Below are 20780 nucleotides of genomic sequence, written 5' to 3'. Positions count from 1 at the left end.
AGTCCCCGCCTCAGCCCGTCGCCAACCGGGCCGGGAAGCCGCCGGTGGCGATCGGCCCCCAGCGTTCCACCGACAGGCGGATCAGCGACTTGCCCTGACGCGTCATCGCCTCGCGGTACTCGTCCCAGTCGGAGTGCTCCCCGGAGATCGAGCGGAAGTACTCGACCAGCGGCTCGAGCGCGTCGGGGAGGTCGAGGACCTCGGCGGTGCCCTCGACGTGCACCCAGGGGCCGTCGAAGTCGTCGGAGAGCACGCACATCGCCACCCGCGGGTCGCGGCGGATGTTCGTGACCTTGGCGCGCTCGGGGTAGGTGGACACGAGCAGGCGCCCGTCGGCGTCGATGCCGAGCGTGACGGGCGAGGTCTGGTCGCCGCCGTCGGAGCGCCGGGTCACCACGATCGCCTTGTGCCGCGTCCGCAGGAACGCGTCGAGCTCCTCGCGTCCCACGCGGTCGTTGGTCGCCACGTTCACCATGGCGACGAGCGTAGTCGCGGACCCGGGGCCGCCCCTTACGGTGATCACCGTGGGAGCGCTCGACGGTCGGCGTGTGGTGGTGACGGGTGCGTCCTCGGGCATCGGGGCCGCGGTGGTGCGGGCGGCGGCCCAGACCGGGGCGCGGGTCGGGCTGCTGGCCCGGCGCGCGGACCGGCTGTCCGCGCTGGCCGGGGAGGTCGGCGGGCGGGCGGCCGTCGCCGACGTCACCGATGCGGCCTCGGTCACCCGGGCGGTCGACGAGCTCGCCTCGGGCCTCGGCGGCGTCGACGCCGTGGTGGCCGCCGCCGGGACGATGCACCTGGGCGCGGTGGGGGAGACGGACCCGGAGCGGTGGCGCGAGATGTTCGACGTCAACGTGCACGGCCTGCTCGCCACGGCCCGCGCCGCGCTGCCGCACCTCGGCGACGGCGCGAGCTGGGTGACGATCTCGTCGATGTCGGGCCGGCGCGTCCCGTCGGCCGCGGGCGGGGTCTACGCGGCGAGCAAGCACGCCGCGCACGCCGTCGACGAGACGCTGCGCCGCGAGGCCGGCGCCCGCGGCGTGCGCGTCACCACCGTCGCGCCGGGCTTCGTCGCCACCGACCTGATGGCCGGCGACGAGGCCGGGCGCGAGGACGTCGCGGCCTTCCGCGAGCGGATGCACGGGCTGGGCCTCACGCCCGAGCACGTCGCGGCCGCCGTCGTGCACGTGCTCGGCCTCCCGCCCGAGGTGTGCGTGGTGGAGTACGCGCTCGTCCCGACCGCCCAGCAGCGGGAGTGAGCACCCCGATCGGTGACCTGCGCCGCAGGCGGTGGCGGGGAACCCGTGGCCCACGACGACAATGTCGCGCCATGTGCACGGAGGGCGGGAATGAGTAGCCACCCGCGGAGCCAGAAGGGGAGCACGCCGACAGGGGAGCCGGGTTCGTGAGCGGAAGCCCGTTCGTCGACTTCGACCGCGGGTCCTGGGCGCAGCTGCGCGACACCAGCGCGGTGCCGCTGACGGCCGAGGAGCTCGAGGAGCTGCGCTCGCTCGGCGACCCCGTCGACCTCGACGAGGTCCGCGACGTCTACCTGCCCGTCTCGCGCCTGCTGGACCTGCACGTCCGCGCGAACGCCGGGCTGCTGGACGCCTACCGGACGTTCCTGCGCCAGGACGAGGAGGCGACGCCGTTCGTCATCGGCATCGCCGGGTCGGTGTCGGTGGGCAAGTCGACGACCGCGCGGCTGCTGCGCCTGCTGCTGGCCCGCTGGGACGACCATCCCGACGTCGCCCTGGTGACCACCGACGGCTTCCTGCACCCCAACGCCGAGCTGGAGCGCCGCGGCCTCATGCGCCGCAAGGGCTTCCCGGAGTCCTACGACCGGCGCGCCCTGCTGCGCTTCGTCGCGGACATCAAGGCGGGCAAGCCCGAGGTGCCCGTCCCGATGTACTCGCACCTCGTCTACGACGTCCTCGACGAGCAGCGCATCGTGTCGCGCCCCGACATCCTCGTGCTCGAGGGCCTCAACGTGCTCCAGCCGGCACCGCAGACCGGCGAGCGGGCGAGCGCGCTGGCCGTCTCCGACCTCATCGACTTCTCCATCTACGTCGACGCCCACCCCGCCGACGTCCGGCGCTGGTACGTCGAGCGCTTCCTGGCCCTGCGCGAGACGGCCTTCCGGGACCCGGCGTCGTACTTCCGCCGCTACGCGGAGATGGACGAGGCGGCCGCCCGGGCGCAGGCCGCGCGGCTGTGGGACGAGATCAACGGCCCGAACCTGCGGGAGAACATCGCGCCGACGCGCTCCCGGGCCGGGCTGGTGCTCACCAAGGGCGGCGACCACTCGGTCCGACGCATCCGCCTGCGCAAGCTGTGACCGCTCCGGCTCGTGTCGATGGTCGAGCTACGCTCCGCTGGGTCTCCCTGCCGTGGGACGATGAGGTATGTCCACTTCCGCCGCCGGGACACAGGCCGGGCCCTCGAGCGGGTCCGCAGCGTCGGACGCCGACCTGCCGTCGCGCCTGCGACTGGCCGTCGGCCGGCTGAACCGCCGCATCCGGGTCGACTCCGCGGCCGCCCTGCCGCCGCTGCAGACGTCGGTGCTCGCCACGCTCGAGGACCACGCCCCGTTGCGCCTCTCGGAGCTGGCGCGCCGTGAGGCGGTCACCCCGCCCACGATGAGCCGGGTGCTCGCCGCCCTCGACGAGGCGGGCCTGCTGATCCGCACGCCCGACCCGCAGGACGCGCGCTCCGCGCTGATCCACCTGTCCGAGGAGGGCCACGCCGCGATACGGCGCATCCGCACGGAGCGCACGGCGTCGCTCGCCCAGCGGCTCGACCGTCTCGATCCGGAGCAGCGGGCGGCCCTCGAGGCGGCGCTGCCGGCGCTCGAGGTCCTCGTGGAGGAGTAGCGGATCCCCCGCGCGGTGTAACGTTCCGCGCTCGGCTGACGACGGACGGTGTGTCAGGTGTGAGCGAATCGACTCCGGGAGAGCCGGTGCTGTTCCAGGCCCCCCTGCAACGCCGCCCGTCCCCGCCCGAGGTGGCCGACGAGCGTGAGGCCCTCGAGGGCTGGCTCGACTACTTCCGCGCGCTCGTCGTGCACGCCCTCGACGGGCTGGACGAGGAGACGCTGCGCCGGCGCGTGCCCGACGACGACGGGCCCAGCCTGCTCGCGATCGTCAAGCACCTCACCGAGCTCGAGCGCACGTGGCTCGTCGAGCGCTGGGGCGGTCGCGGCGGGCGCCACGTGCCCAGCTACGTCGACGAGGACGTGCCCGGGTTCCGGCTGGCGGACGTCGAGAGCCCGGACGACGTGGTCGGCAGCTACCTCGAGGTGTGCGAGAAGGGGCGTGACGCGCTCGCGGGCGCCGAGTCCCTCGACGACGCGGTCCGGGACGACCGGCGCGGGCACATCGAGCTGCGCTGGATCCTGCTGCACCTCGTCACCGAGACCGCCCGGTACGCCGGGCAGGCGCAGGTGCTGCGCGACGCGGCGGCCGCGCTGACCGGCGCCCACCCGGAGCCCCAGGACGACGAGCCGGTCTGATCACACCGGCTCGGCGGTCACCGTCAGGTCGTCGTGCGCGAAGCAGACCAGGTCCTCGATGGCGCGCGACTCGTCGGTCGGCGTCTCGTACGACCACGCGGCGTCGGGGATGAGCCGCCCGTCGGGCAGGCGCACCGAGTAGTAGGTCGCGTAGCCCTTGTACGGGCACACCGTGCGCTTCTCGGAGGGCTCGAGCGTCGCCGAGACGGACTCGCGCGGGATGTAGAGGCGGTCGACCAGGCCGGTCTCGCCCAGCAGGATCCCGCCCTTCGCGTCGGCCACGGACACCCCGTCGGCCGTCGTGACGGTGACGTGGCGGCTGGTGTGGCGCAGGCTGACGCGGTGGTACGGGTCGGGCAGGCGCCCGATGACCTCGTCGTCCTCGTCGAACCAGCGGTCCGCCGCCTCCGGCGCCAGCACCGCGAGTCCCGCGAGCCACGACGACTCCGGGATCGGGTCGGGGTAGGCCCAGACGGCGTCGGGCACGACGCGGTCGCCCACCCGCAGCGAGCGGTAGGTCGCGTCGCCCTTGAAGGGGCAGTGGGTGGTGGTGTCGCTGGGCTCGAGGAGGTCGGTCCGCAGGTCCTCCTCGGGCACGTAGAGCTGCGGCGGCAGCCCGGTCTCGAACAGCAGCGCGCCGCGGGTCGTGTCGAGCACGGTCACCCCGTCGACCTCCGCGCGCACGCGCCGCGTGAACGGCTCGAGCAGCAGCGAGTGGGCGGGACCCTCGACGGTGAACGTCCGGGTCTCCGGCACCTTGCGCGACAACGGGCCACCGAACATGGTCAGGGCCACGACGACCTCCTGGGCTGGGGATGCACCTGTGCGGTGCAACCCCGCCGCCGACGGCCGTTGTTCCCGGTTCAGCCGCCCGACGCGGCGGCGCCCGCCCCGGCCGCGACGGCGACCGCGGCGTAGAGGTCGGCGATCGCCTTGCGCACCGCCTCGCCGGCCCACTCGCCCTCGGCGATCACCTTGCTGCGGTCGCGCAGCGCGCGCTTCGGGACCTGTCCCTCGGGGACCACCTTGTGCTCCGCCTTCACCGCGCGCAGCAGGGCGACGAGCGCGGCGTCGTCGGCGCCCGGCGCCACGCCGTCGACGAGGACCGACCGCATCCGCGCGGCGACGGCGTCCCGGCGGCGACGGTCGACGGCGGGGTAGAGCGGGGAACGCGGGATGCCGAGGAACGTGCGCTCCTCGAGCCGCACGGACCCGTCGTGCACCAGGCCGGCCATCAGCGGGTCCTTGATCCGGCTCTGCAGCTTCTCGATCGCGGCCTTCGGGGTCGGGTCCGCGGGGAGGCGCTCGAGGGCGAGGTCGAGCACGTGGTCGCCGGTGGTGCCGCGGTCGCCGATCACCAGATGGGTGTTCCACCGCCGGTCCTCGAGGCGGGCGCGGTCGTCGAGCACGAGCTGCAGGACGACGGCCCCGGCGAGCGCCCGGGGCAGCGACGACGAGTCGACGAGGGGCGCGCCGGACTCGGGGTCGTGCAGGAGCAGGGCCAGGTCCTCGGCGGTGCGCATGACGTCATGGTGGCGGGGCCGGGCCCCTTGTCGCCTCCTCCTCGTGGCGGAGATCGTGTGTGGTGGCCCTCCGCACGGGGGACGACCGGGGCGTGAGCGAGCCCGTGACGCGCGAGGCCCCGGGCTACCGGGGGCCGACGATGATGACGCAGCGCTGGCTCGACGTCGCCTTCCTGCACTGGGCGGTCGACCCGGCGCTCGTGGCGCCGCTGCTCCCGCCCGGGGTGCGCCCGGACGTGCACGACGGCGTGACCTACGTGGGTCTGGTGCCGTTCCGGATGGTCGGCGCCGGGGTGCTGCGCGGGCCCGCGGTGCCGTGGCTGGGGACGTTCGCCGAGACCAACGTGCGGCTCTACACCGTCGACGAGCGCGGGGTCCGCGGCATCGTGTTCCGCAGCCTCGACGCCTCCCGGCTCGCGGTCGTGGCGGGCGCGCGGGCCGCGTTCGGGCTGCCGTACCGGTGGGCGTCGATGCAGGTCGGCGACGAGGCCGGCGGGCGCACCTACGTCACCCGCCGGCCGCATCGGAGCCGGGTGCGGATCCGTCCTCGGGGTGTACGGGAACCCGGCCCGCTCGAGGACTTCCTCACCGCCCGCTGGGGCCTCCACGAGCGCCACCTCGGCGTCGACTGGTACGTCCCCAACGTCCACGAGCCCTGGCCGCTGCACCGCGCCGACCTGCTCGAGCTCGACGACACGCTCGTCGCCGCGGCCGGCTTCCCGGGCCTCGCGCAGCGCCCGCCCGACCACGTCGCCTGGTCGCCCGGCGTGTCCGTCCGCTTCGGGTTCCCCCGGCCCCGGCGTCTGCGGCGGCTCCGTCGTCGGTGATCACGGGCGTCCTCATCCACCCGGGCGGTGCCCGCGACGTGGACAGGACGCTCCTGATCTCCACGTCCGGGGCCGTCACCGCCGGCGCAGACCCTGGGTCCACTGGAGGTCGGCGAACACCGCGACCGCCGCGGCCTGGGCGATCACGACGACCACGCCGAGCACGGTCAGCTGGTCCCAGGCGCCGACGACGAGCGCGAGGCTCATCAGCACCCAGGCGCTGTTGCCGAGCACGACGACCCACGTCAGCAGGCGCGGGATCGCCCGCAGGCCCGCGAGCAGCACGAGCCCCGTGGCGTAGACGACGAGGAAGACGCCGACGCCGAGCAGCAGCGGCGTGGAGAGGCCGATCAGGGTGTCGAGCACCCCCGCGCCGGCCGCCGCGGCGACGCCCAGCGCGCCGGACGCCGCGGCGTCGAGGCGCAGGACGCCGCGCAGGGAGCGCCGGGTGTCGGTGGTGGTGGCGGTCGTGGTGCTCATGGGGTCCTCCTCGGTCGGGCTTGTCGAGGAGAACCCTGCGGCGCGGCGGGTAAGCGGGTCGATGACCTCGTAGGTCATGGCCGCGGGCCGCGGGGCGCCCTAGCGTCGGCGCGGTGACGACGCTCGAGTTCCGGCCCGCCCCCGGCGACCTGCTGCGCGGCTGGCGCACCCGCCGCCGGCGCAGCCAGATGGACCTCGCCCTCGACGTCGGCGTCTCCACCCGGCACCTGAGCTTCGTCGAGACCGGCCGGGCGCGGGCCAGCCGCGAGCTGCTGGTCGACCTGTGCGAGCACCTGGAGGTCCCGCTGCGCGAGCGCAACACGCTGCTGCTCGCGGCGGGCTTCGCCCCGACGTACAGCGAGTCGCGGCTCGACGCCCAGGCCCTCGACGCGGTCCGGGGCGCGCTCGAGCACCTGCTGACCGGGCACGAGCCGTTCCCCGCCCTGGTCGTCGACCGGTGCGGCGACGTCGTCATGGCCAACCGTGCCGTCAGCGCGCTGCTGGCCCTGCTCGACCCGGCCCTGCTCGAGCCGCCCGTCAACGTCTACCGCCTGAGCCTGCACCCCGACGGCCTCGCGCCCCACGTGCGCAACCTCCCGGAGTGGGCCGGGCACCTCCTGCACCGCCTGGAGCGCCTCAGCGACCTCACCGGCGACCCGCGCCTGCTCGCCCTGCGCGAGGAGCTCGCGGGCTACGCCCCGCCCGCCCCGACCGGCGCCGCCGCCCGGGCCGCGCACGTCATGCTGCCGCTGCACATCGCCCACCCCGATGGGGACCTGCGGCTCTACTCGACGATCACGCACTTCGGCGCGGCCTGGGACGTCACGCTCGACGAGCTGTCGCTGGAGTCGTTCGTCCCGGCCGACGCCGAGACCCGCGCGGCGCTGGAGCGGCTCGCCGCGCAGGGGTGAGCCGGCTCCGTCGCGACCGGTGCCCTCGGCAGGCGACACGAGCCGGCGATCATGCGCACCGCGCCGCTCGCGCCGGCCCCCGGTTACCGGCGGACGGCGTGCACCGCGACCACCGGGTCGTCGGTGGAGGCCCGGCGCTGTGCGACCGGCTCGTCGAACGTGCCCGCGTCGCGGAGGTAGGTCGCGACGATCGCGGCGCGCTGCCCGTCGTCGGCGGACAGCCAGCCGCGGATCGCCTTGGTGGGGAAGCAGCGGTTCGAGAAGGTCAGCGCGAAGGTGCCGCCGGGCCGCAGCACGCGCCCGACGTCGGCGCACACGGCCACGGGCCGGATCAGGTAGTCGATCGACACGGTGCACACGACGGTGTCGAAGGACGCGTCGGCGAAAGGGAGCGACGGGTCGGCGTTGAGGTCGCGGACCACCCGCTCGTCGGCCATCGGGTTGGCGTCGAGCTCGGCGGCGTTCATCCCGAGCACGGTGAGGTGTCGCGGCCGGGTGCGCAGGTGCGAGACCCAGGAGCTCATGAGGTCGAGGACGTCGCCGTCGACGCCGATCTCGTCGTAGAACGCGCCGACGGCCGCGATCGCCCCGTCGTCGATGTGCTGCACCAGGCGCGGCGGGGCGTAGAAGCGGGTGTCGTCGTCGTCGGCGCGGTCGAAGAACCCGGGCGGGAAGTCCGTCACGCGCCCCGGATATCCCGGGGGCGGCCGTCACATGTGATCCGGGCGGTGGCGGCGGGCCACACCGCGCGGCGTCACCGACGATGGCCCGTATGGCCGACCACGCCCCGGTCCTGTCCGCCGGACCCACGCTCGACCAGGACGGCCTCGACGACCCCGCCGCGTTCCCCGTCCTGCGCCCGATGACCCCGCGCTACGCCGACCTCGGCGGCGACGGCCGGGTGACGACGGTGGCGCTGGGCCGGTGGTTCGAGGAGGCGCGCGTCGCGGCGGCGCTGCCCCGCTTCCGGCGTCGCGTCGAGGACGGCGGCGGGTCCTTCCGGATCCTGCTCGCGGCGCAGCGCATCCGCGTGCTCACGCCGATGACCCTCGGCGGCGAGTACCGGATCGGCACCGGTGTGCGGCGCGTCGGCGGGTCCTCGTACTCGTACGGGCACGGCGTGTTCGCGGGCGAGCAGTGCGTGGCGGTGTCGGACTCGGTGACCGTGCTGGCCACCGCGTCCGGACCGTGCGCGCTGCCCGACGAGCTGCGGGCGGACCTGGCGGCGCTGGTCATCGACGAGCCCGGCGGTGCCCCGCCGCGCCCGGAGGCGTCCCGCCACGACCGTGCCGAGTACTCCCACGGGCATACGGTCACGACGCGCATCGGCGACGTCGACACCAACCGCCACGTCAACAACGTCGCGGTCCTGTCCTGGTACGCCGACGCCGTCGCGGCCTGGCAGGCGGGCCGGCTCGGCGTGGTCGACGGCGGACCGCCCGAGGAGCTCGCGCCGAGCGCCTGGGAGGTGCAGTACGTCGACGAGGTCGCGCACCCGCGCACCTACGACGTCGCGCTGTCGGTCGACGACGCCCCGGACGGCCTGCACTACCGCGCGGGCATCTTCGCCGGCGGGCGGTGCGTGGGTCTCGCCGACGGCTTCGGCGCCGCCCTGGCCTAGGTCGCGGCCCGCAGCGCCGCCGCCAGCCGCACGAACCCCTCGTCGAGGCTGACGCGCGGCGCGAAGCCCAGGTCGCGCCGCGCCGCGGTGATGTCGAACCAGTGCGCGGTGGCGAGCTGGCGGGCGAGGAAGCGGGTCATCGGCGGGTCGTCGGTGCGGCCCAGCAGCCCCCAGACCGCCTCGACGGCCGCGCCCGCGGCGACCGCGACGGGCCGGGGCACCGTGCCGGACACCGGCGGCAGCCCGCCCGCCGCGAGGATCCCGTCGATCAGCTCGCGGATCGGGCGGGGGTCGCCCGAGGTGACGAAGTACGCGCGCCCGGCACACGCGGCGCCGGGGGCCAGGCGGTCGGCGGCGTCGAGGTGCGCCTGCGCGGCGTCGTCGACGTAGGTCGTGTCGATCACCGACGACCCGTCGCCGACCAGCCGGAGCCGGCCCGACCGGGCGCGCTCGAGGATGCGCGGCACGAGCTGGGTGTCGCCGGGGCCCCACACCAGGTGGGGGCGCAGCGCGACCGTCGCGAGCTCCGGGCCGTTCGCGGCGAGGACGAGCCGTTCCGCCTCGGCCTTGGTCTCGGGATACGGAGAGTCGAACGAGGTGGCGTAGGGCAGCGACTCGTCGCCGCCGTGGAGGTCGCCGCCGCTGTGCACCACGCTCGGCGTGCTGGTGAACACCAGGCGCCCGACCCCGGCGTCCCGGCAGGCCGCGAGCAGGACGCGGGTGCCCTTGACGTTGCTGCGGCGGAAGTCCGCGGCGCGCCCGCCGATCCCGGCCTTCGCGGCAACGTGCAGGACGACGTCGACGCCCTCGACGGCGCGCCGCGCGACCGCGGGGTCGGCGAGGTCGCCGCGCACGGTGTGCACGCCCTGCGCGCGCAGGTGCGGGTAGTCGCCGCGCGCGAGGCTGGTGACGGTGTCGCCGCGGGCGAGCAGGGCCGCGACGACCGCCCCGCCCAGGAACCCGCCGCCGCCGGTGACCAGCGCCTTCACGCGAGCTCCCCGGCGGCCCAGGCGGCCAGCGCCGGGCGGTCGATCTTCGAGTTGTGCCGCGGGTCGACGGGGAGCCCCGGGTGCTCGAGCAGCGTGCGGATCGTGCGGGTGCGCGGGTCCGCGGCGGCGAGTGCGAGCAGCTCGTCGCGCCGGGCCGCGTCGAGCCGGGCCGGGCGCAGCATCTCGACGACGAGCACCGGGCGCTGGGCCCCCGACGGCCCGACGCCGACCAGCGCGCAGCGCCGCACGGCGGGGTGCGCGTTGACGACCTCCTCGCACGGGACGCTGTAGAGCGGCCCGTCGGCGGTGTGCACGACGTGCGCCACGCGGCCGGCGAACCACAGCCGCCCCTGCGTGTCGGCCGACGCGAGGTCGCCCATCCGGTGTGCGGGCGCCCCGTCCCAGTCGAGGGTGGCGGCAGCGGTCGCCTCCGGGCGCTCGGCGTAGCCGGTCCGCACCACCGGGCCGCGGACGACGACCTCGCCGACCTCGCCCGGCGCGACCTCGCCCAGCTCGGCCACGCTCGCCGCCGGGCCGTCGACGATCCGCACGAGGGCCACGTCGACCCCGGGGACCGGCCTCCCCACGCAGATCCCGTCGTCGGGCAGGGCGAGCAGCTCGCGGCTGCCGATGGTGGTGACGGGCAGGGCCTCGGTCGCGCCGTAGGGGGTGTGGACCTCGGCGTCGGGCCCGAGCAGGTCGAGGACGCGGCGCTGGGTGTCGCGGGGGACCGGTGCGCCCGCGGAGATCACCCGGCGCAGGGCGGGCAGCCGCGTGCCGGCCGGCGCGCCGCGACCCAGCCGGTCGAGCACGGCGGGCGAGCCGAACATGACGGTGGCGCCGCTGCGTCGGGCCGCGCGCACGAGGCGCGCCGGCACCACCGACGCCGGGCGGGTGGGGTCCATCCGCGGGACGACCGTGGTCATCCCCAGCGCCGGGCCGAAGAGCGCGAACGGCGGAAAGGTGGCGAGGCTGACGTCGCCGGGCCCGAGCCCGTAGAGGTCGCGGACCAGGCCGGCCTGGGCGAGCAGCGCGTCGGGGGAGTGCTCGACGCCCTTGGGCGGCCCGGTGCTCCCGCTGGTGAACAGGATGGCGGCCGGGGTGCCGGGCGGGGGCGACGGAGGCGGCGCCACCGCGACCGAGGTGCGGGCACCCTCCCGCTCCAGCCGGCGCACCGACACCGCCCCCGGCACCGGGACCCCGCCCGCCGCCACCGTGATCCGCGCGTCGGGGCACCAGCGCAGGGCCCGGCGGGCGAGGTGCGCCTTCGCGACGCCGACGAACGCCTCGGGGGCGACCTCCGCGAGACACGAGCGCACGCGGCGCACCCCGATGCCGGGGTCGACGACGACGGGCACCGCGCGGACCCGCAGCAGCGCGTAGGCCAGCACGAAGAAGTCGGCGATCGGGGGCACGAGCAGCGCGGCGCGGGTGCCCGGCCCGACCCCGGCGGCGAGCAGGCCCGCCGCGGCCCTCTCGACCCGTCGCGCCAGCGTCCCGAAGTCCGTGGTGCGGGTGGTGCCGAGCGGCCCGGGGAGCACGAGTGCGGGCTGCTGCGGGTCGCTCGCGGCGTGGGCGGCGAGCATCCCGTCCAGGGTGGTGGCGGCGGTGGCGGGCTCAGCCACGGTCGCCGGCCAGGAAGGCGGCGGCGCCCGGCACGATCCGCTCGGCGGCGTCCTCGAGCACGTAGTGGCCCGCGTCGGGGAGACGGTGCACCTCGGCGCTCGGCAGGTACGTCGTCAGCTCGTCGAGGATCCGCCCGTCGAACACCGGGTCCTTCATGCCCCACCAGATCTGGGTGGGGACCGCGTCGAGGCGCGGCAGACGCTCGGCGAGGCGGGCGAGGACGGGGTGGGCGGGGTCCGCGGGGCTCGTCGGGATGTCCTGCACGAAGGCGTGCACGGCGACCCGGTGGGCCGGGGTGTCGTACGGGGCGAGCAGGCCGCGGCGGGCCTCGGGCGGCAGCCACCGCTGCCCGGTGCCCAGCACGAGCGCCCCGCGGGAGAACGCGCCGAGCCCGCGCACGGCCAGGTCCCCGACGACGGGCAGCCGCGCGGCCTGCAGCATCCACGGGATCCGGTGGTCGCGGGGCAGCGGGAACGCGCCGGTGTTGAGCAGGACCAGGCGGTCGAGGCGCTCGAGGTGCTCCACGGCCCACGACAGGCCGATGGGGCCGCCCCAGTCGTGCACCACCATCGAGATCGGCCCGTCGAGCGCGAGGGAGTCGACGAAGGCCGACAGGTCGTCGACCCGCCGCTGCAGCGTGTGCGGGTACTCGTCGGGGCCGGGCTTGTCGGAGCGGCCCATGCCGATGTGGTCGGGCGCAATGGCCCGCATGCCGGCCGCGGGCAGCGCCGCCAGGAGCGAGCGCCAGTAGAACGACCAGGTCGGGTTGCCGTGGACGAGCAGCACGGGCGGGCCCGACCCCTCGTCGACGTACGACATCCGGTGCCCGCCGATCTCGACGGACCGGGGCGTCGCGGGGTGGCCCGGCACCGTGAGCGAGGTCGGCGCGCTCACCACCGCACCTCCGCCGCGGCGGCGTTGATGCCGCTGCCGACGCCCATGAGCATGACCCGCGACCCCTCGGTCACCGTGCCGTCCTCGACGGCCTTGCTCAGCACCGTCGGGACCCCCGCCGGGCCGATGTTGCCGAACCGCGGGTACTGCGACGGGAAGCGGTCCTCGTCGAGCGCGAGCTGCTCGGCGACCGCGCGGGTGTGCACCTTGCTGACCTGGTGCAGGCAGTAGACGTCGTAGCCCGCGGCGTCCCAGGAGAAGCTGTCGACGGCCTCCTTCCAGGTGCGCCCGGCGAGCTCCATCCCGGCCATGAGCAGCCCGCGGGTGTCGGTGCGCATCTCGTCGGCCTGCCCGACGCAGAGGTCGGCGTTGCCGGTGGTGCTCGCGCGCCCGAGCCCGCCGAGGAACCGGTGCCCGCCCGGCCCGTCGGCGCGCGAGAGGACCATGGCGACCGCGCCCGAGCCGACGGTCAGCGTGGCGAACTGTTCGTGGAACATCGTGCGCGTGGCGTCCTCGCCCGCCAGGCGCGCGACCGTCGACTCCATCGCGTAGCGGCTCGTCTCGCCGGCGACGACGAGGCCGTGGTCGATCTCGCCGCGCTCGATCATCGTCGCGACCAGGTTCATCCCGTTGAGGAATCCGAGGCACGCATTGCCGAGGTCGAAGTTCACGGCCTCCGGCGACAATTCCATCCGGCCGTGGACGATGCTCGCCGTCGACGGTTCGAGGTGGTCGCGGCTCACCGAGGTGTTGATCAGGGCGCCGATCGCGTCGCGGTCGATGCCGCTTCGGGCGAGGGCGAGCTCCCCGGCCCGCGCGGCGACCTCGCTCGGCACGGTGCCCTCGTCCCAGACGCGGCGCTCGGTGATGCCCGAGAGCTTCTCCAGCAGGCCGGGCGTGATCCGCAGGCGGGTGAGGGTGTCGCCGATCCGGTCCTCGAGCCCCTGGGAGGTGACCACGTGCGGGGCGTCGAGGTGCGCCAGCCCGGTGATCACGACCTGGTCGTAGCGCTGTGCCGCTCTCATGGTGACGACGATGCGGGCGTGGGCGCATTTCCGCCATTCGCATTTCCCGGGACACGGTGTTCGAGATACTTCGCGAACAGGTGCTACCGTCGATCACGCGAACCGGGGTAACAGGAAAGGCGACGCGATTCCTCGTCCGAATGGCCCTGCATTCGCCGTCCCGGCGGGGGCGATTCCGCGTCGTCCGCATCGTACGGCCGTACCGAGGGGTAGGTGGGCGGTCCTCGTGAGAGATGGACGGCACTCGCCGGGCGGTCGGGGAACGCGCGCGGCGGGTGCCGCGTTGGTCCCCGCGTGACGACCTTCGAGGTGACGGCGGCTCCCCGTGTCGTGGCGCCGGGCGCGCGGGCCGGGCTCGCGGGCGTGCTGCTCGCGCTCGTGGTGATCGGGGCGATGCACCTCGTCGGGCCCTCGTCGCGCGTCGACCCGGTCCGGCGCACGATCAGCGAGTACGCGCTGCTGCCGGGCGGGTGGCTCTTCGACGTCGCCGTCGTGGCGCTGGCCCTCGGGTCGGCGGGGGTGATCGCGGCCCTGGTCGCGGCGCGGCTCGCGCCGGCGCGGTCCCTGCCCGTGGTGCTGCTCGGCGCCTGGTGCGTGGGCCTGCTGCTGGTGGTGGCGTTCGAGAAGACCAACTGGTCGATCGGCCCGAGCCTCTCGGGCTACATCCACCGCTACGCGAGCCTCGTCGCGTTCATCGCCCTGCCCCTCGGCGCGCTGCTGCTCGCGCGGCGCCACCGCCACGACCCGGCCGCCCGCCCGTTCCGGATCGGGGTGCGCGTCGGCTCCTGGCTGGCGCTCGCGTCGTTCCTGCCGATCGTCGGCGCCATCGCGCTGCGCGGGGTCACCGGCGTGCCGTGGTGGCGCGCGGTGCCGCTGGGGCTGCTCGAGCGGGGGCTCGCGCTGGCGGAGGTGCTGGTGGTGGCGCTGCTCGGGGCGTGGGCGCTGGCGAGTGCCCGGCGCTCGGCGGCGGCAGGAAACGATCGGCTCGTGGAGCGCCCCGCCACGTAGCGTCCCGGGCCGTGGTGGATCAGGCGGTGTGGCACGACGCGCTCGACCGGGCACGGCGGTTCGCGGGGGAGTGGCTGGCGTCGCTGCCCGACCGTCCCGTGGGACGCCCCGTCGAGGGTGGCGTCCACCTCGACGCCGAACTGCCGGTGCACGGGACACCGGCCCCGGAGGTCCTCGACGCGCTCGCGGCCGCCCTCGAGCCGGGGCTGGTGGCCACGCCGGGCCCGCGGTACGTCGGGTTCGTCACCGGGGGTTCCCTGCCGGCGGCGCTGGGGGCCGACTGGATGGTCTCGGCGGCCGACCAGAACGTCGCCGCGTGCGTGATGTCACCGGCGATGGCGACGGTGGAGGAGATCACCGGGCGGTGGGTGTGCGAGCTGCTCGGGCTCCCCGCGGGCAGCGCGCTGGGCTTCGTCACCGGCGCCCAGATGGCCAACGTCGTCTGCCTCGCCGCCGCCCGGCACGCCCTGCTCGCGGCGGCCGACTGGGACGTCGGCACCGACGGGCTCGCCGGCGCCCCGGTCCCGACGGTGGTCGTGGGCGAGTACGCGCACTCGACGATCCTGCAGGCCCTGCGCCTGCTCGGCTTCGGCTCCGGGCGGGCCGTGCGCGTCCCCGCCGACGACCAGGGGCGGATGCGCCCCGACGTGCTGCGCGACCTGCTCGCCGCCATCGACGGCCCCGTGCTCGTCTGCGCGCAGGCCGGCCAGGTCGACACCGGCGCGTCGGATCCCCTCGACGCGATCGCCGACGTCGTCGCGGCGCGCGAGCAGCGCTGGCTGCACGTCGACGGGGCGTTCGGGCTGTGGGCCGCGGCCGCGCCGGGACGCCGGCACCTCGTCGCCGGGGCCGGGCGCGCCGACTCCTGGACCGTCGACGGGCACAAGTGGCTCAACGTCCCCTACGACTGCGGCATGGCGATCGTCCGCGACCCCGCGGCGCTGACCGCGGCGATGAGCCTGTCCGCGGCCTACCTGCCCATGGAGGTCGCCGACCCCTCCAGCCGCGTGCCGGAGAGCTCCCGGCGCGCCCGGGCGCTGCCGGTGCACGCCGCCCTGCGCAGCCTCGGGCGCGACGGCGTCGCCGACCTCGTCGAACGCTGCTGCACCCTCGCCAGCCAGGCCGCCGACGAGCTCGGCGCCCACCCCGGCATCGAGATCCTCAACGACGTGGTGCTCAACCAGGTCCTGTTCCGGCCGCGCGACGGGGACGCCCGAGAGCTCGCCGCCGCCGTCGCGCGCGACGGCACCTGCTGGGTCGGGACGACCGTGTGGCAGGACCGCCCGGCGGTGCGCCTGTCGGTGTCGAACTGGTCGACGACCCCCGACGACATCGCGCGCTCGACGGCGGCGATCACGCGCCTGCTCTGATCAGGCGGGCACCCGGGCGCGGTAGAAGGCGAGCGTCCCCATGACCCAGCGGCGCCGCCCGACCACCTCGGCGTCGACGAAGCCGGCGTCGGTCAGGAGCGCGACGACGGCGTCCGTGCCGGAGTGGTGCAGGCGCAGCGCCGGCTGCTCCTGGCCGTGCCCGTGCCCGTGGCCGTGACCGTGGCCGTGCCCATGGCCCTCGTCGCCCGGGGTCGCCCGGCTCAGCGCGTGCATCGCCGACCCGGCCAGGCGGGCGAGCCGGCCCCGCGGCTCGCCCACCATGTCGACGATGTGGATCGAGCCGCCCGGACGCAGCACGCGGCGCGCCTCCACGAGGGCGGCGGGCTGCTGGTCGGCGGGCAGGTGGTGGAACATCAGCGACGACAGCACCCGGTCGACGTGCGCGTCGGGCAGCGGCAGCGCGTCGGCGAAGCCCTGCTCCAGGCGGGCGCCGGCGGGGAGCTTGACCCGGGCGCGCTCGAGCGCCCGGGTGTCCGGGTCGAGGCCGACGAGCTCGACGTCCGGGTGGCGCCGGGCGAGCGCGGCGAGCACGTTGCCGGTGCCGCAGCCGATCTCCAGCACGCGCCCGCCGGCCGGCGGGGCGGCCTGCGCGACGAGCTCCCGGTGGGCCGGCCCGGCCCCGAGCACGCGACTCATCAGGTCGTACCAGGGCAGGAACGCGTTTCCGGCCGTCGCGGGCAGGTAGGACCGACCACCGGTGCTGGCGCGCTCCGGTTCCGTCATGGTGTGTGCTCTCCTCGTGGGACGGGATTCGGTGTCGAGCTCCACGCTCGCCGCACGCTCACCTGCCGGCAAGGAACGAAGCCCGGCCGTGATGGGACATTCTTCCGATGTACTGCTCGTCGGCTACCCACGCGCCGCGGACGGGCTCGACGTCACCGTCCGGCACGCGGTCGGCGGCGCCGCGCCCGCCGGCCCGCCCGTCCGTGAGGCTCACGCGCACGACTTCCTCGTCCTCCTGCTCGTCGAGCGCGGGACCGGCACGATGCGGGTGGACGACCGCGACGTCGCGCTCGCGGCGGGCGACGTGCTGGTGCTCGCGCCCGGCGCGGTCGTCGCCCCGCGGGCGCAGCACATCGGCCCGGACAGCGCGGCCTGGATGGTCTACTTCCCGGCCGACGTCGTCGACCCGGCGACCACGGGCTCGCTGGTCTCGTGGCGGTCGCACCCGTTGCTCGCGCCGCTCGTCGGCCACGGCCGGGCCGGGTGGCAGCGGTTCGCGGTGCCGCCGGGGGAGCGGGAGGGGTGGCTCGCGCAGGTCCGGGCCCTCGACACCGAGCTGCGGGAGCGGCGCGAGGGTGCGGCGGCTGCCGTCCGGGCCCACCTGACGCTGCTGCTCGTCGGGCTCACGCGGCTCGAGGCCGCGGTCGCCGACGAGCTCCGCGACCGCGACGAGCCCCTGCTCGCGGCGGTGTTCGACGTCGTCGAGCGCCGGTTCCGCGAGTCGCTGTCCCTGCGCGACGTGGCGGTCGAGGTCGGGCTGACGCCGGGCCACGTGACGACGGTCGTGCGGCGGCGCACCGGGCGCACCGTCCAGCAGTGGATCACCGAGCGCCGCCTGCGGGAGGCCCGCCGCCTGCTGCACGACACCGACCTGACCGTGGCCGCCGTCGCCGCCCGGGTGGGCTTCCGCGACGCCGGGTACTTCGTGCGTCGCTTCCGTGCCGAGCACGGGGTCCCGCCCGGGCGGTGGCGGGCGGCCTGAGGAGCAGGCCGAGCGCGAGTCACGGGCAGGTCATCGGATGTCCTCGAGCCAGGCGCGCCAGCGGGGGCGCTCGCGGTCGGCGACGGCGGCGGCGTCGGGGCCGTCGGGGCCGTCGGCACCGTCGAAGAGGGACAGGTGGACGGTGGCCTGACCGCCCGCGGTCGCGAGGTCGGCGATCCCCGGGGTGGGCGCGTCGAGGTGCAGGACGACGCCGCTGAGGTGCTCGCCGGGGGAGAGGGCCGTGACGGTGCCGGCGAGCTCCGGGGTGCCGCGCAGGGTCACGTGGTCGTCGACCCGGGCCTCGTCGAGGCCCGCGGCGGCGAGCAGCGCCTGCCAGACGTCGGGCTGCGACCCGCCGATGCGGGCGCTCTCGGTGACCGTCGCCGACCGGCGTCCCGCGAAGTGGGCGAGGTAGACCCGCAGGGTCTCCAGCGCGAGGCCCATGCCCTCGCGCAGCGCGTCGATCTCGCCGTCCCAGTCGTCGCCCGTCCCGAAGCCGCTCATCACCATGCGGACGACACAGGTGCCCTCGTCGCGCGTGCTGACCAGCCACTCGGTCGCGAGCGTCGTGGTCTCCTCGCCGGCGGGCCAGGTCGCCGCGGTGGCGAAGCGGTCCGGGGCGTCGTAGGCGGTGACGGTGCCGCCCTCGCCGTAGCCCCCGCCCATGTCGAAGGCGAACTCGCCGCCGACGTGCTCGCCGACGCGGGTCGGGTGCAGCCAGGAGCTGATGCCGGGTCCGGTCGCGATGGCGTCCCAGACCTGGTCGGGGGTGCCGGGCACCGTGACCTCGAGGTCGACGGTGCGGGGGTCCTGCTCGCTCATGAGGCGTCCTCTCCGGCTTCGGGGGTGGGGGCCGGCACGGGGTGCGCGCCGACGACGAGACGGTGGGGGCGGCCGTCCGGGGCGTGGTAGCGGGCGGCGAGGTCGCGGACGGCGGCGCCGAGCTCCTCGGCGAACGCGGCCCGCTCGGCGGCCGAGGCGAAGCTGATCTCGGTGTCGATGGCGAGCGTCGCCAGGCGCTTGTCCTGCGCGTCCGCGCGGCGGGCGAGATCGCCCACCTCGCGCACCAGCCGCCCGCCGAGGGCCAGCAGGTAGCGCGCCGAGAGCCGGTCGGAGACACGCTCCGGGCTGCCCGCGGCCTCGCCGAGCGCGGCGGGGGAGACCAGGTAGGAGGCGGCGGACGCCTCGAGCATCCGCTCGGTGAGCCCGCGCCTGGGGCGTTGCCCGACCTCGCGCACCAGGCCGTGGGCCTCGAGCGTGCGCAGGTGGTAGTTGACCTTCTGTCGGGTGAGGCCGACCCGGCCGGCGAGGGTGGAGGCCGATCCGGGCTCGGCGAGCGCGGCCAGCAGGCGCGCGCGCAACGGGTCGAGGGCCGCGGCGGCGGCGGCCGGTTCGTCGATCACGTCCACGTCGAGCACGGACCCACGACAACATTGACAAGAAAAGTTGTCAAATAGGGGAGGCGACCTAGAGTGGCCGCCGTGGCACGACGGCATGACGCGGACGCCGGGGGACCGGCGGAGGTCAACGAGGCGAAGGCGGCGATCCGCCAGCAGGTGTGGGACGCACTGAAGGACGGCAGGCTCGCGCGGTTCCCGGGCGCGCACGGGCGCATCCCGAACGTCAGCGGCGCCGAGGCGGCCGCCGAACGGCTGCGCGAGACCGACGCCTGGCGGCGCGCGCGGACGCTCAAGTGCAACCCGGACGCCGCGCAGTGGCCGGTGCGCCAGCGCGCGCTGCAGGACGGCAAGACCGTCTACATGGCGGTGCCGCGCCTCGCCGAAGAGGCGCCGTTCTTCCTGCTCGACCCCGAGCACCTCGCCGACACCCCGCGCAAGGCGTCGTCGATCAAGGGGGCGTCCCGGTCCGCGCGCACCGTCGCGGTCGAGGACCTCGAGCCCGTCGACCTCGTCGTCACCGGCTGCGTGGCCGTCGCCGAGGACGGGGCGCGGCTGGGAAAGGGCGGGGGATTCAGCGACCTCGAGTTCGCCGTGGCGAGCGAGGCGGGGCTGGTCGCGCCGGACACCCCGGTGGTGACGACCGTCCACGAGCAGCAGGTCGTCCCGGTCGGCGAGATCCCGGTGACCGACCACGACGTGCGCCTCGACCTCGTCGTCACCGCCGACCGGGTCATCACCTGCACCCGCGAGGCCCGCCACCCGGGCCGGATCGACTGGGACGCGCTGACCGAGGAGAAGATCGCGGCGATCCCGCTGCTGGCGCGCCTGCGGCCCTGAGCGGTTTGCTTTCGCGAATCGGCACCCACGGCGCGCGGCCCGCGTCCACCGTGGGTGCATGACCGTGACACCCGAGAACGCCGCACCGCTGCTCACCGACGACGACGTGCACGACCGCGTCGCCGCGATCGTCGGACCGGCCACCCAGGACGGGTGCGTCTGGCTGATGCTCGTCGACGGCGACCGGCGCCAGACGCCCGTCGTCATCCCGATCGCGGACTCCCCGCGGTATCCCGAGACCCATCTCGTCGCCGGCCTGCGCGACATGCTCGCGCACCTCGGCGGGTCGCTGGCCACCGACGCCGGTCCCGGCGCGTGCCTGTTCGCGCTCGAACGCTTCGGACCGCGGGAGACGGACGCCGCCGACGAGGACTGGGCCAGGGCACTGCACGGCGCGGCGTCGGGGGCGGGGCTCGGGACGGTCGGGGTCTTCCTCAGCACCCCGGACGGTGTTCGCCGCATCCGATAGCGGGGACGATGGCCGACGTGAGTTCCACCGCGGCGTACACCGTCGCCGAGCTGCACGCGATGCCCGACGACGGCCGCCGCCGTGAGCTCATCGACGGGATGCTCTTCGTGAGCCCGGCGCCCGGGTGGCCGCACCAGGAGATGGCGCTGGCGCTCTACCGGCTGCTCCACGCAGCCTGCCCTCCGGAGCTGCACGTCCTGGCGGCGCCGTTCGCGGTCACCACCAGCACGGTCGACGAGGTCCAGCCCGACGTCATCGTCTGCCGCTACACCGACCTCACGCGGGCGAACCTGCCCGTCGCCCCGGTCCTGGCGGCGGAGGTCGCCTCGCGCAGCACGCGTCTGCACGACCGCAACACCAAGAAGGCGCACTACGAGCGCCTCGGGGTGCCGTCGTACTGGCTGCTCGACCCCGAGGGCGAGGGCGAGCTGGAGGTGCTCGAGCTGGGCGCCGACGGCCGGTACGAGACGACCGCCCGGGTGGTCGGCGACGACGCCGTCGACCTGACCGCGCCGTTCGCGGTCACCCTGTCGCCCGCCCGCCTGCTCGACGGCCTGCGACGCTGA

25 protein-coding genes are annotated in these 20780 nt (G+C 75.7%); 13 read left to right on the top strand and 12 right to left on the bottom strand.

Annotated elements, in window-relative coordinates:
- Positions 1-10: 10 nt before the first annotated feature.
- Positions 11-475, bottom strand: coding sequence for a PPOX class F420-dependent oxidoreductase (locus tag WCD58_RS26085; protein ID WP_337706022.1), 465 nt, complete (start codon positions 473-475; stop codon positions 11-13).
- Between the two features lie 49 nt (positions 476-524).
- Between WCD58_RS26085 and WCD58_RS26080 the strand changes: the two genes are divergently transcribed.
- The 4 genes from WCD58_RS26080 (at position 525) to WCD58_RS26065 (ending at position 3508) form a co-directional block, all read left to right on the top strand.
- Complete coding sequence (locus tag WCD58_RS26080; RefSeq protein ID WP_337706021.1) at positions 525-1256, top strand: SDR family oxidoreductase; 732 nt, start codon at positions 525-527, stop codon at positions 1254-1256.
- Positions 1257-1402: 146 nt separating this feature from the next.
- Positions 1403-2335, top strand: a complete 933-nt coding sequence (gene coaA, locus WCD58_RS26075) for a type I pantothenate kinase (protein ID WP_337706020.1) — start codon at positions 1403-1405, stop codon at positions 2333-2335.
- Positions 2336-2402: 67 nt separating this feature from the next.
- Positions 2403-2870 (top strand): MarR family transcriptional regulator, encoded by a 468-nt coding sequence (locus WCD58_RS26070; protein ID WP_337706019.1) that lies wholly within the window; start codon positions 2403-2405, stop codon positions 2868-2870.
- A gap of 86 nt (positions 2871-2956) precedes the next feature.
- The gene (locus WCD58_RS26065) at positions 2957-3508 is read left to right on the top strand and encodes a mycothiol transferase (RefSeq protein ID WP_337706018.1); all 552 of its coding nucleotides are present in this window, start codon (positions 2957-2959) and stop codon (positions 3506-3508) included.
- Here WCD58_RS26065 and WCD58_RS26060 read toward each other — a convergent pair whose 3' ends face one another.
- Together WCD58_RS26060 and WCD58_RS26055 are read right to left on the bottom strand one after the other, a co-directional pair.
- Positions 3509-4303 (bottom strand): DUF427 domain-containing protein, encoded by a 795-nt coding sequence (locus WCD58_RS26060; protein WP_337706017.1) that lies wholly within the window; start codon positions 4301-4303, stop codon positions 3509-3511.
- A 68-nt stretch (positions 4304-4371) separates the two neighbouring features.
- Positions 4372-5031, bottom strand: a complete 660-nt coding sequence (locus WCD58_RS26055; protein ID WP_337706016.1) for a GOLPH3/VPS74 family protein — start codon at positions 5029-5031, stop codon at positions 4372-4374.
- A 92-nt stretch (positions 5032-5123) separates the two neighbouring features.
- On the opposite strand from WCD58_RS26055, the gene WCD58_RS26050 reads away from it, so the two are divergent.
- On the top strand, positions 5124-5858 hold the full coding sequence (locus WCD58_RS26050) for a YqjF family protein (RefSeq protein ID WP_337706015.1): 735 nt from the start codon (positions 5124-5126) through the stop codon (positions 5856-5858).
- A 75-nt stretch (positions 5859-5933) separates the two neighbouring features.
- Here the strand turns inward: WCD58_RS26050 and WCD58_RS26045 are convergent, their stop codons facing one another.
- The gene (locus WCD58_RS26045) at positions 5934-6338 is read right to left on the bottom strand and encodes a hypothetical protein (protein WP_337706014.1); all 405 of its coding nucleotides are present in this window, start codon (positions 6336-6338) and stop codon (positions 5934-5936) included.
- Positions 6339-6451: 113 nt separating this feature from the next.
- Here WCD58_RS26045 and WCD58_RS26040 point away from each other — a divergent pair, with 113 nt between their 5' ends.
- The gene (locus tag WCD58_RS26040) at positions 6452-7249 is read left to right on the top strand and encodes an MmyB family transcriptional regulator (RefSeq protein WP_337706013.1); all 798 of its coding nucleotides are present in this window, start codon (positions 6452-6454) and stop codon (positions 7247-7249) included.
- 83 nt (positions 7250-7332) lie between these two features.
- On the opposite strand, the gene WCD58_RS26035 is transcribed toward WCD58_RS26040, so the two are convergent.
- Positions 7333-7932: a methyltransferase domain-containing protein gene (locus WCD58_RS26035; protein WP_337706012.1), complete on the bottom strand. Its 600-nt coding sequence runs from the start codon at positions 7930-7932 to the stop codon at positions 7333-7335.
- Between the two features lie 89 nt (positions 7933-8021).
- Between WCD58_RS26035 and WCD58_RS26030 the strand changes: the two genes are divergently transcribed.
- Positions 8022-8870 (top strand): acyl-CoA thioesterase family protein, encoded by an 849-nt coding sequence (locus WCD58_RS26030; protein WP_337706011.1) that lies wholly within the window; start codon positions 8022-8024, stop codon positions 8868-8870.
- On the opposite strand, the gene WCD58_RS26025 is transcribed toward WCD58_RS26030, so the two are convergent.
- From WCD58_RS26025 to WCD58_RS26010, 4 genes are read right to left on the bottom strand one after another with little or no spacing between them, the layout of a single operon-like run.
- Positions 8867-9859, bottom strand: a complete 993-nt coding sequence (locus WCD58_RS26025; RefSeq protein ID WP_337706010.1) for an NAD-dependent epimerase/dehydratase family protein — start codon at positions 9857-9859, stop codon at positions 8867-8869. The genes WCD58_RS26030 and WCD58_RS26025 overlap by 4 nt on opposite strands.
- On the bottom strand, positions 9856-11484 hold the full coding sequence (locus WCD58_RS26020; protein ID WP_337706009.1) for a fatty acid CoA ligase family protein: 1629 nt from the start codon (positions 11482-11484) through the stop codon (positions 9856-9858). Before WCD58_RS26020 ends, WCD58_RS26025 begins: the two co-directional genes overlap by 4 nt.
- Positions 11477-12379, bottom strand: a complete 903-nt coding sequence (locus WCD58_RS26015) for an alpha/beta fold hydrolase (RefSeq protein ID WP_337706008.1) — start codon at positions 12377-12379, stop codon at positions 11477-11479. Before WCD58_RS26015 ends, WCD58_RS26020 begins: the two co-directional genes overlap by 8 nt.
- The gene (locus tag WCD58_RS26010) at positions 12376-13404 is read right to left on the bottom strand and encodes a 3-oxoacyl-ACP synthase III (RefSeq protein WP_337706007.1); all 1029 of its coding nucleotides are present in this window, start codon (positions 13402-13404) and stop codon (positions 12376-12378) included. The genes WCD58_RS26015 and WCD58_RS26010 overlap by 4 nt, the downstream gene beginning before the upstream one ends.
- Positions 13405-13698: 294 nt before the next feature.
- Between WCD58_RS26010 and WCD58_RS26005 the strand changes: the two genes are divergently transcribed.
- Together WCD58_RS26005 and WCD58_RS26000 are read left to right on the top strand one after the other, a co-directional pair.
- Entirely contained in the window at positions 13699-14412 is a 714-nt protein-coding gene (locus WCD58_RS26005; RefSeq protein ID WP_337706006.1) for a DUF998 domain-containing protein, read from the top strand.
- An 11-nt stretch (positions 14413-14423) separates the two neighbouring features.
- A complete protein-coding gene (locus WCD58_RS26000; RefSeq protein ID WP_337706005.1) occupies positions 14424-15782 on the top strand; it encodes a pyridoxal phosphate-dependent decarboxylase family protein in 1359 nt (452 codons plus the stop codon).
- Here the strand turns inward: WCD58_RS26000 and WCD58_RS25995 are convergent, their stop codons facing one another.
- Positions 15783-16526, bottom strand: coding sequence for a class I SAM-dependent methyltransferase (locus tag WCD58_RS25995; protein WP_337706004.1), 744 nt, complete (start codon positions 16524-16526; stop codon positions 15783-15785). It abuts the gene before it with no gap.
- Between the two features lie 91 nt (positions 16527-16617).
- Here WCD58_RS25995 and WCD58_RS25990 point away from each other — a divergent pair, with 91 nt between their 5' ends.
- Positions 16618-17508 carry an AraC family transcriptional regulator gene (locus WCD58_RS25990; RefSeq protein ID WP_337706003.1) on the top strand — a complete coding sequence of 297 codons (891 nt, stop codon included), beginning with the start codon at positions 16618-16620 and terminating at the stop codon, positions 17506-17508.
- Positions 17509-17538: 30 nt separating this feature from the next.
- On the opposite strand, the gene WCD58_RS25985 is transcribed toward WCD58_RS25990, so the two are convergent.
- Both WCD58_RS25985 and WCD58_RS25980 read right to left on the bottom strand, forming a co-directional pair.
- Positions 17539-18330, bottom strand: coding sequence for an SRPBCC family protein (locus WCD58_RS25985; RefSeq protein ID WP_337706002.1), 792 nt, complete (start codon positions 18328-18330; stop codon positions 17539-17541).
- Positions 18327-18926: an ArsR/SmtB family transcription factor gene (locus WCD58_RS25980; RefSeq protein WP_337706001.1), complete on the bottom strand. Its 600-nt coding sequence runs from the start codon at positions 18924-18926 to the stop codon at positions 18327-18329. The genes WCD58_RS25985 and WCD58_RS25980 overlap by 4 nt, the downstream gene beginning before the upstream one ends.
- A gap of 63 nt (positions 18927-18989) precedes the next feature.
- On the opposite strand from WCD58_RS25980, the gene WCD58_RS25975 reads away from it, so the two are divergent.
- From WCD58_RS25975 to WCD58_RS25965, 3 genes are read left to right on the top strand one after another with little or no spacing between them, the layout of a single operon-like run.
- Positions 18990-19745 carry a 5-formyltetrahydrofolate cyclo-ligase gene (locus tag WCD58_RS25975; protein ID WP_373696287.1) on the top strand — a complete coding sequence of 252 codons (756 nt, stop codon included), beginning with the start codon at positions 18990-18992 and terminating at the stop codon, positions 19743-19745.
- 58 nt (positions 19746-19803) lie between these two features.
- Entirely contained in the window at positions 19804-20214 is a 411-nt protein-coding gene (locus tag WCD58_RS25970) for a hypothetical protein (protein ID WP_337705999.1), read from the top strand.
- An 8-nt stretch (positions 20215-20222) separates the two neighbouring features.
- On the top strand, positions 20223-20780 hold the full coding sequence (locus tag WCD58_RS25965; RefSeq protein WP_373696286.1) for a Uma2 family endonuclease: 558 nt from the start codon (positions 20223-20225) through the stop codon (positions 20778-20780).

The organism is Actinomycetospora flava (assembly GCF_037400335.1).
GTDB lineage: Bacteria > Actinomycetota > Actinomycetes > Mycobacteriales > Pseudonocardiaceae > Actinomycetospora > Actinomycetospora flava.
This window is presented reverse-complemented; position numbering and strand designations above follow the sequence as displayed.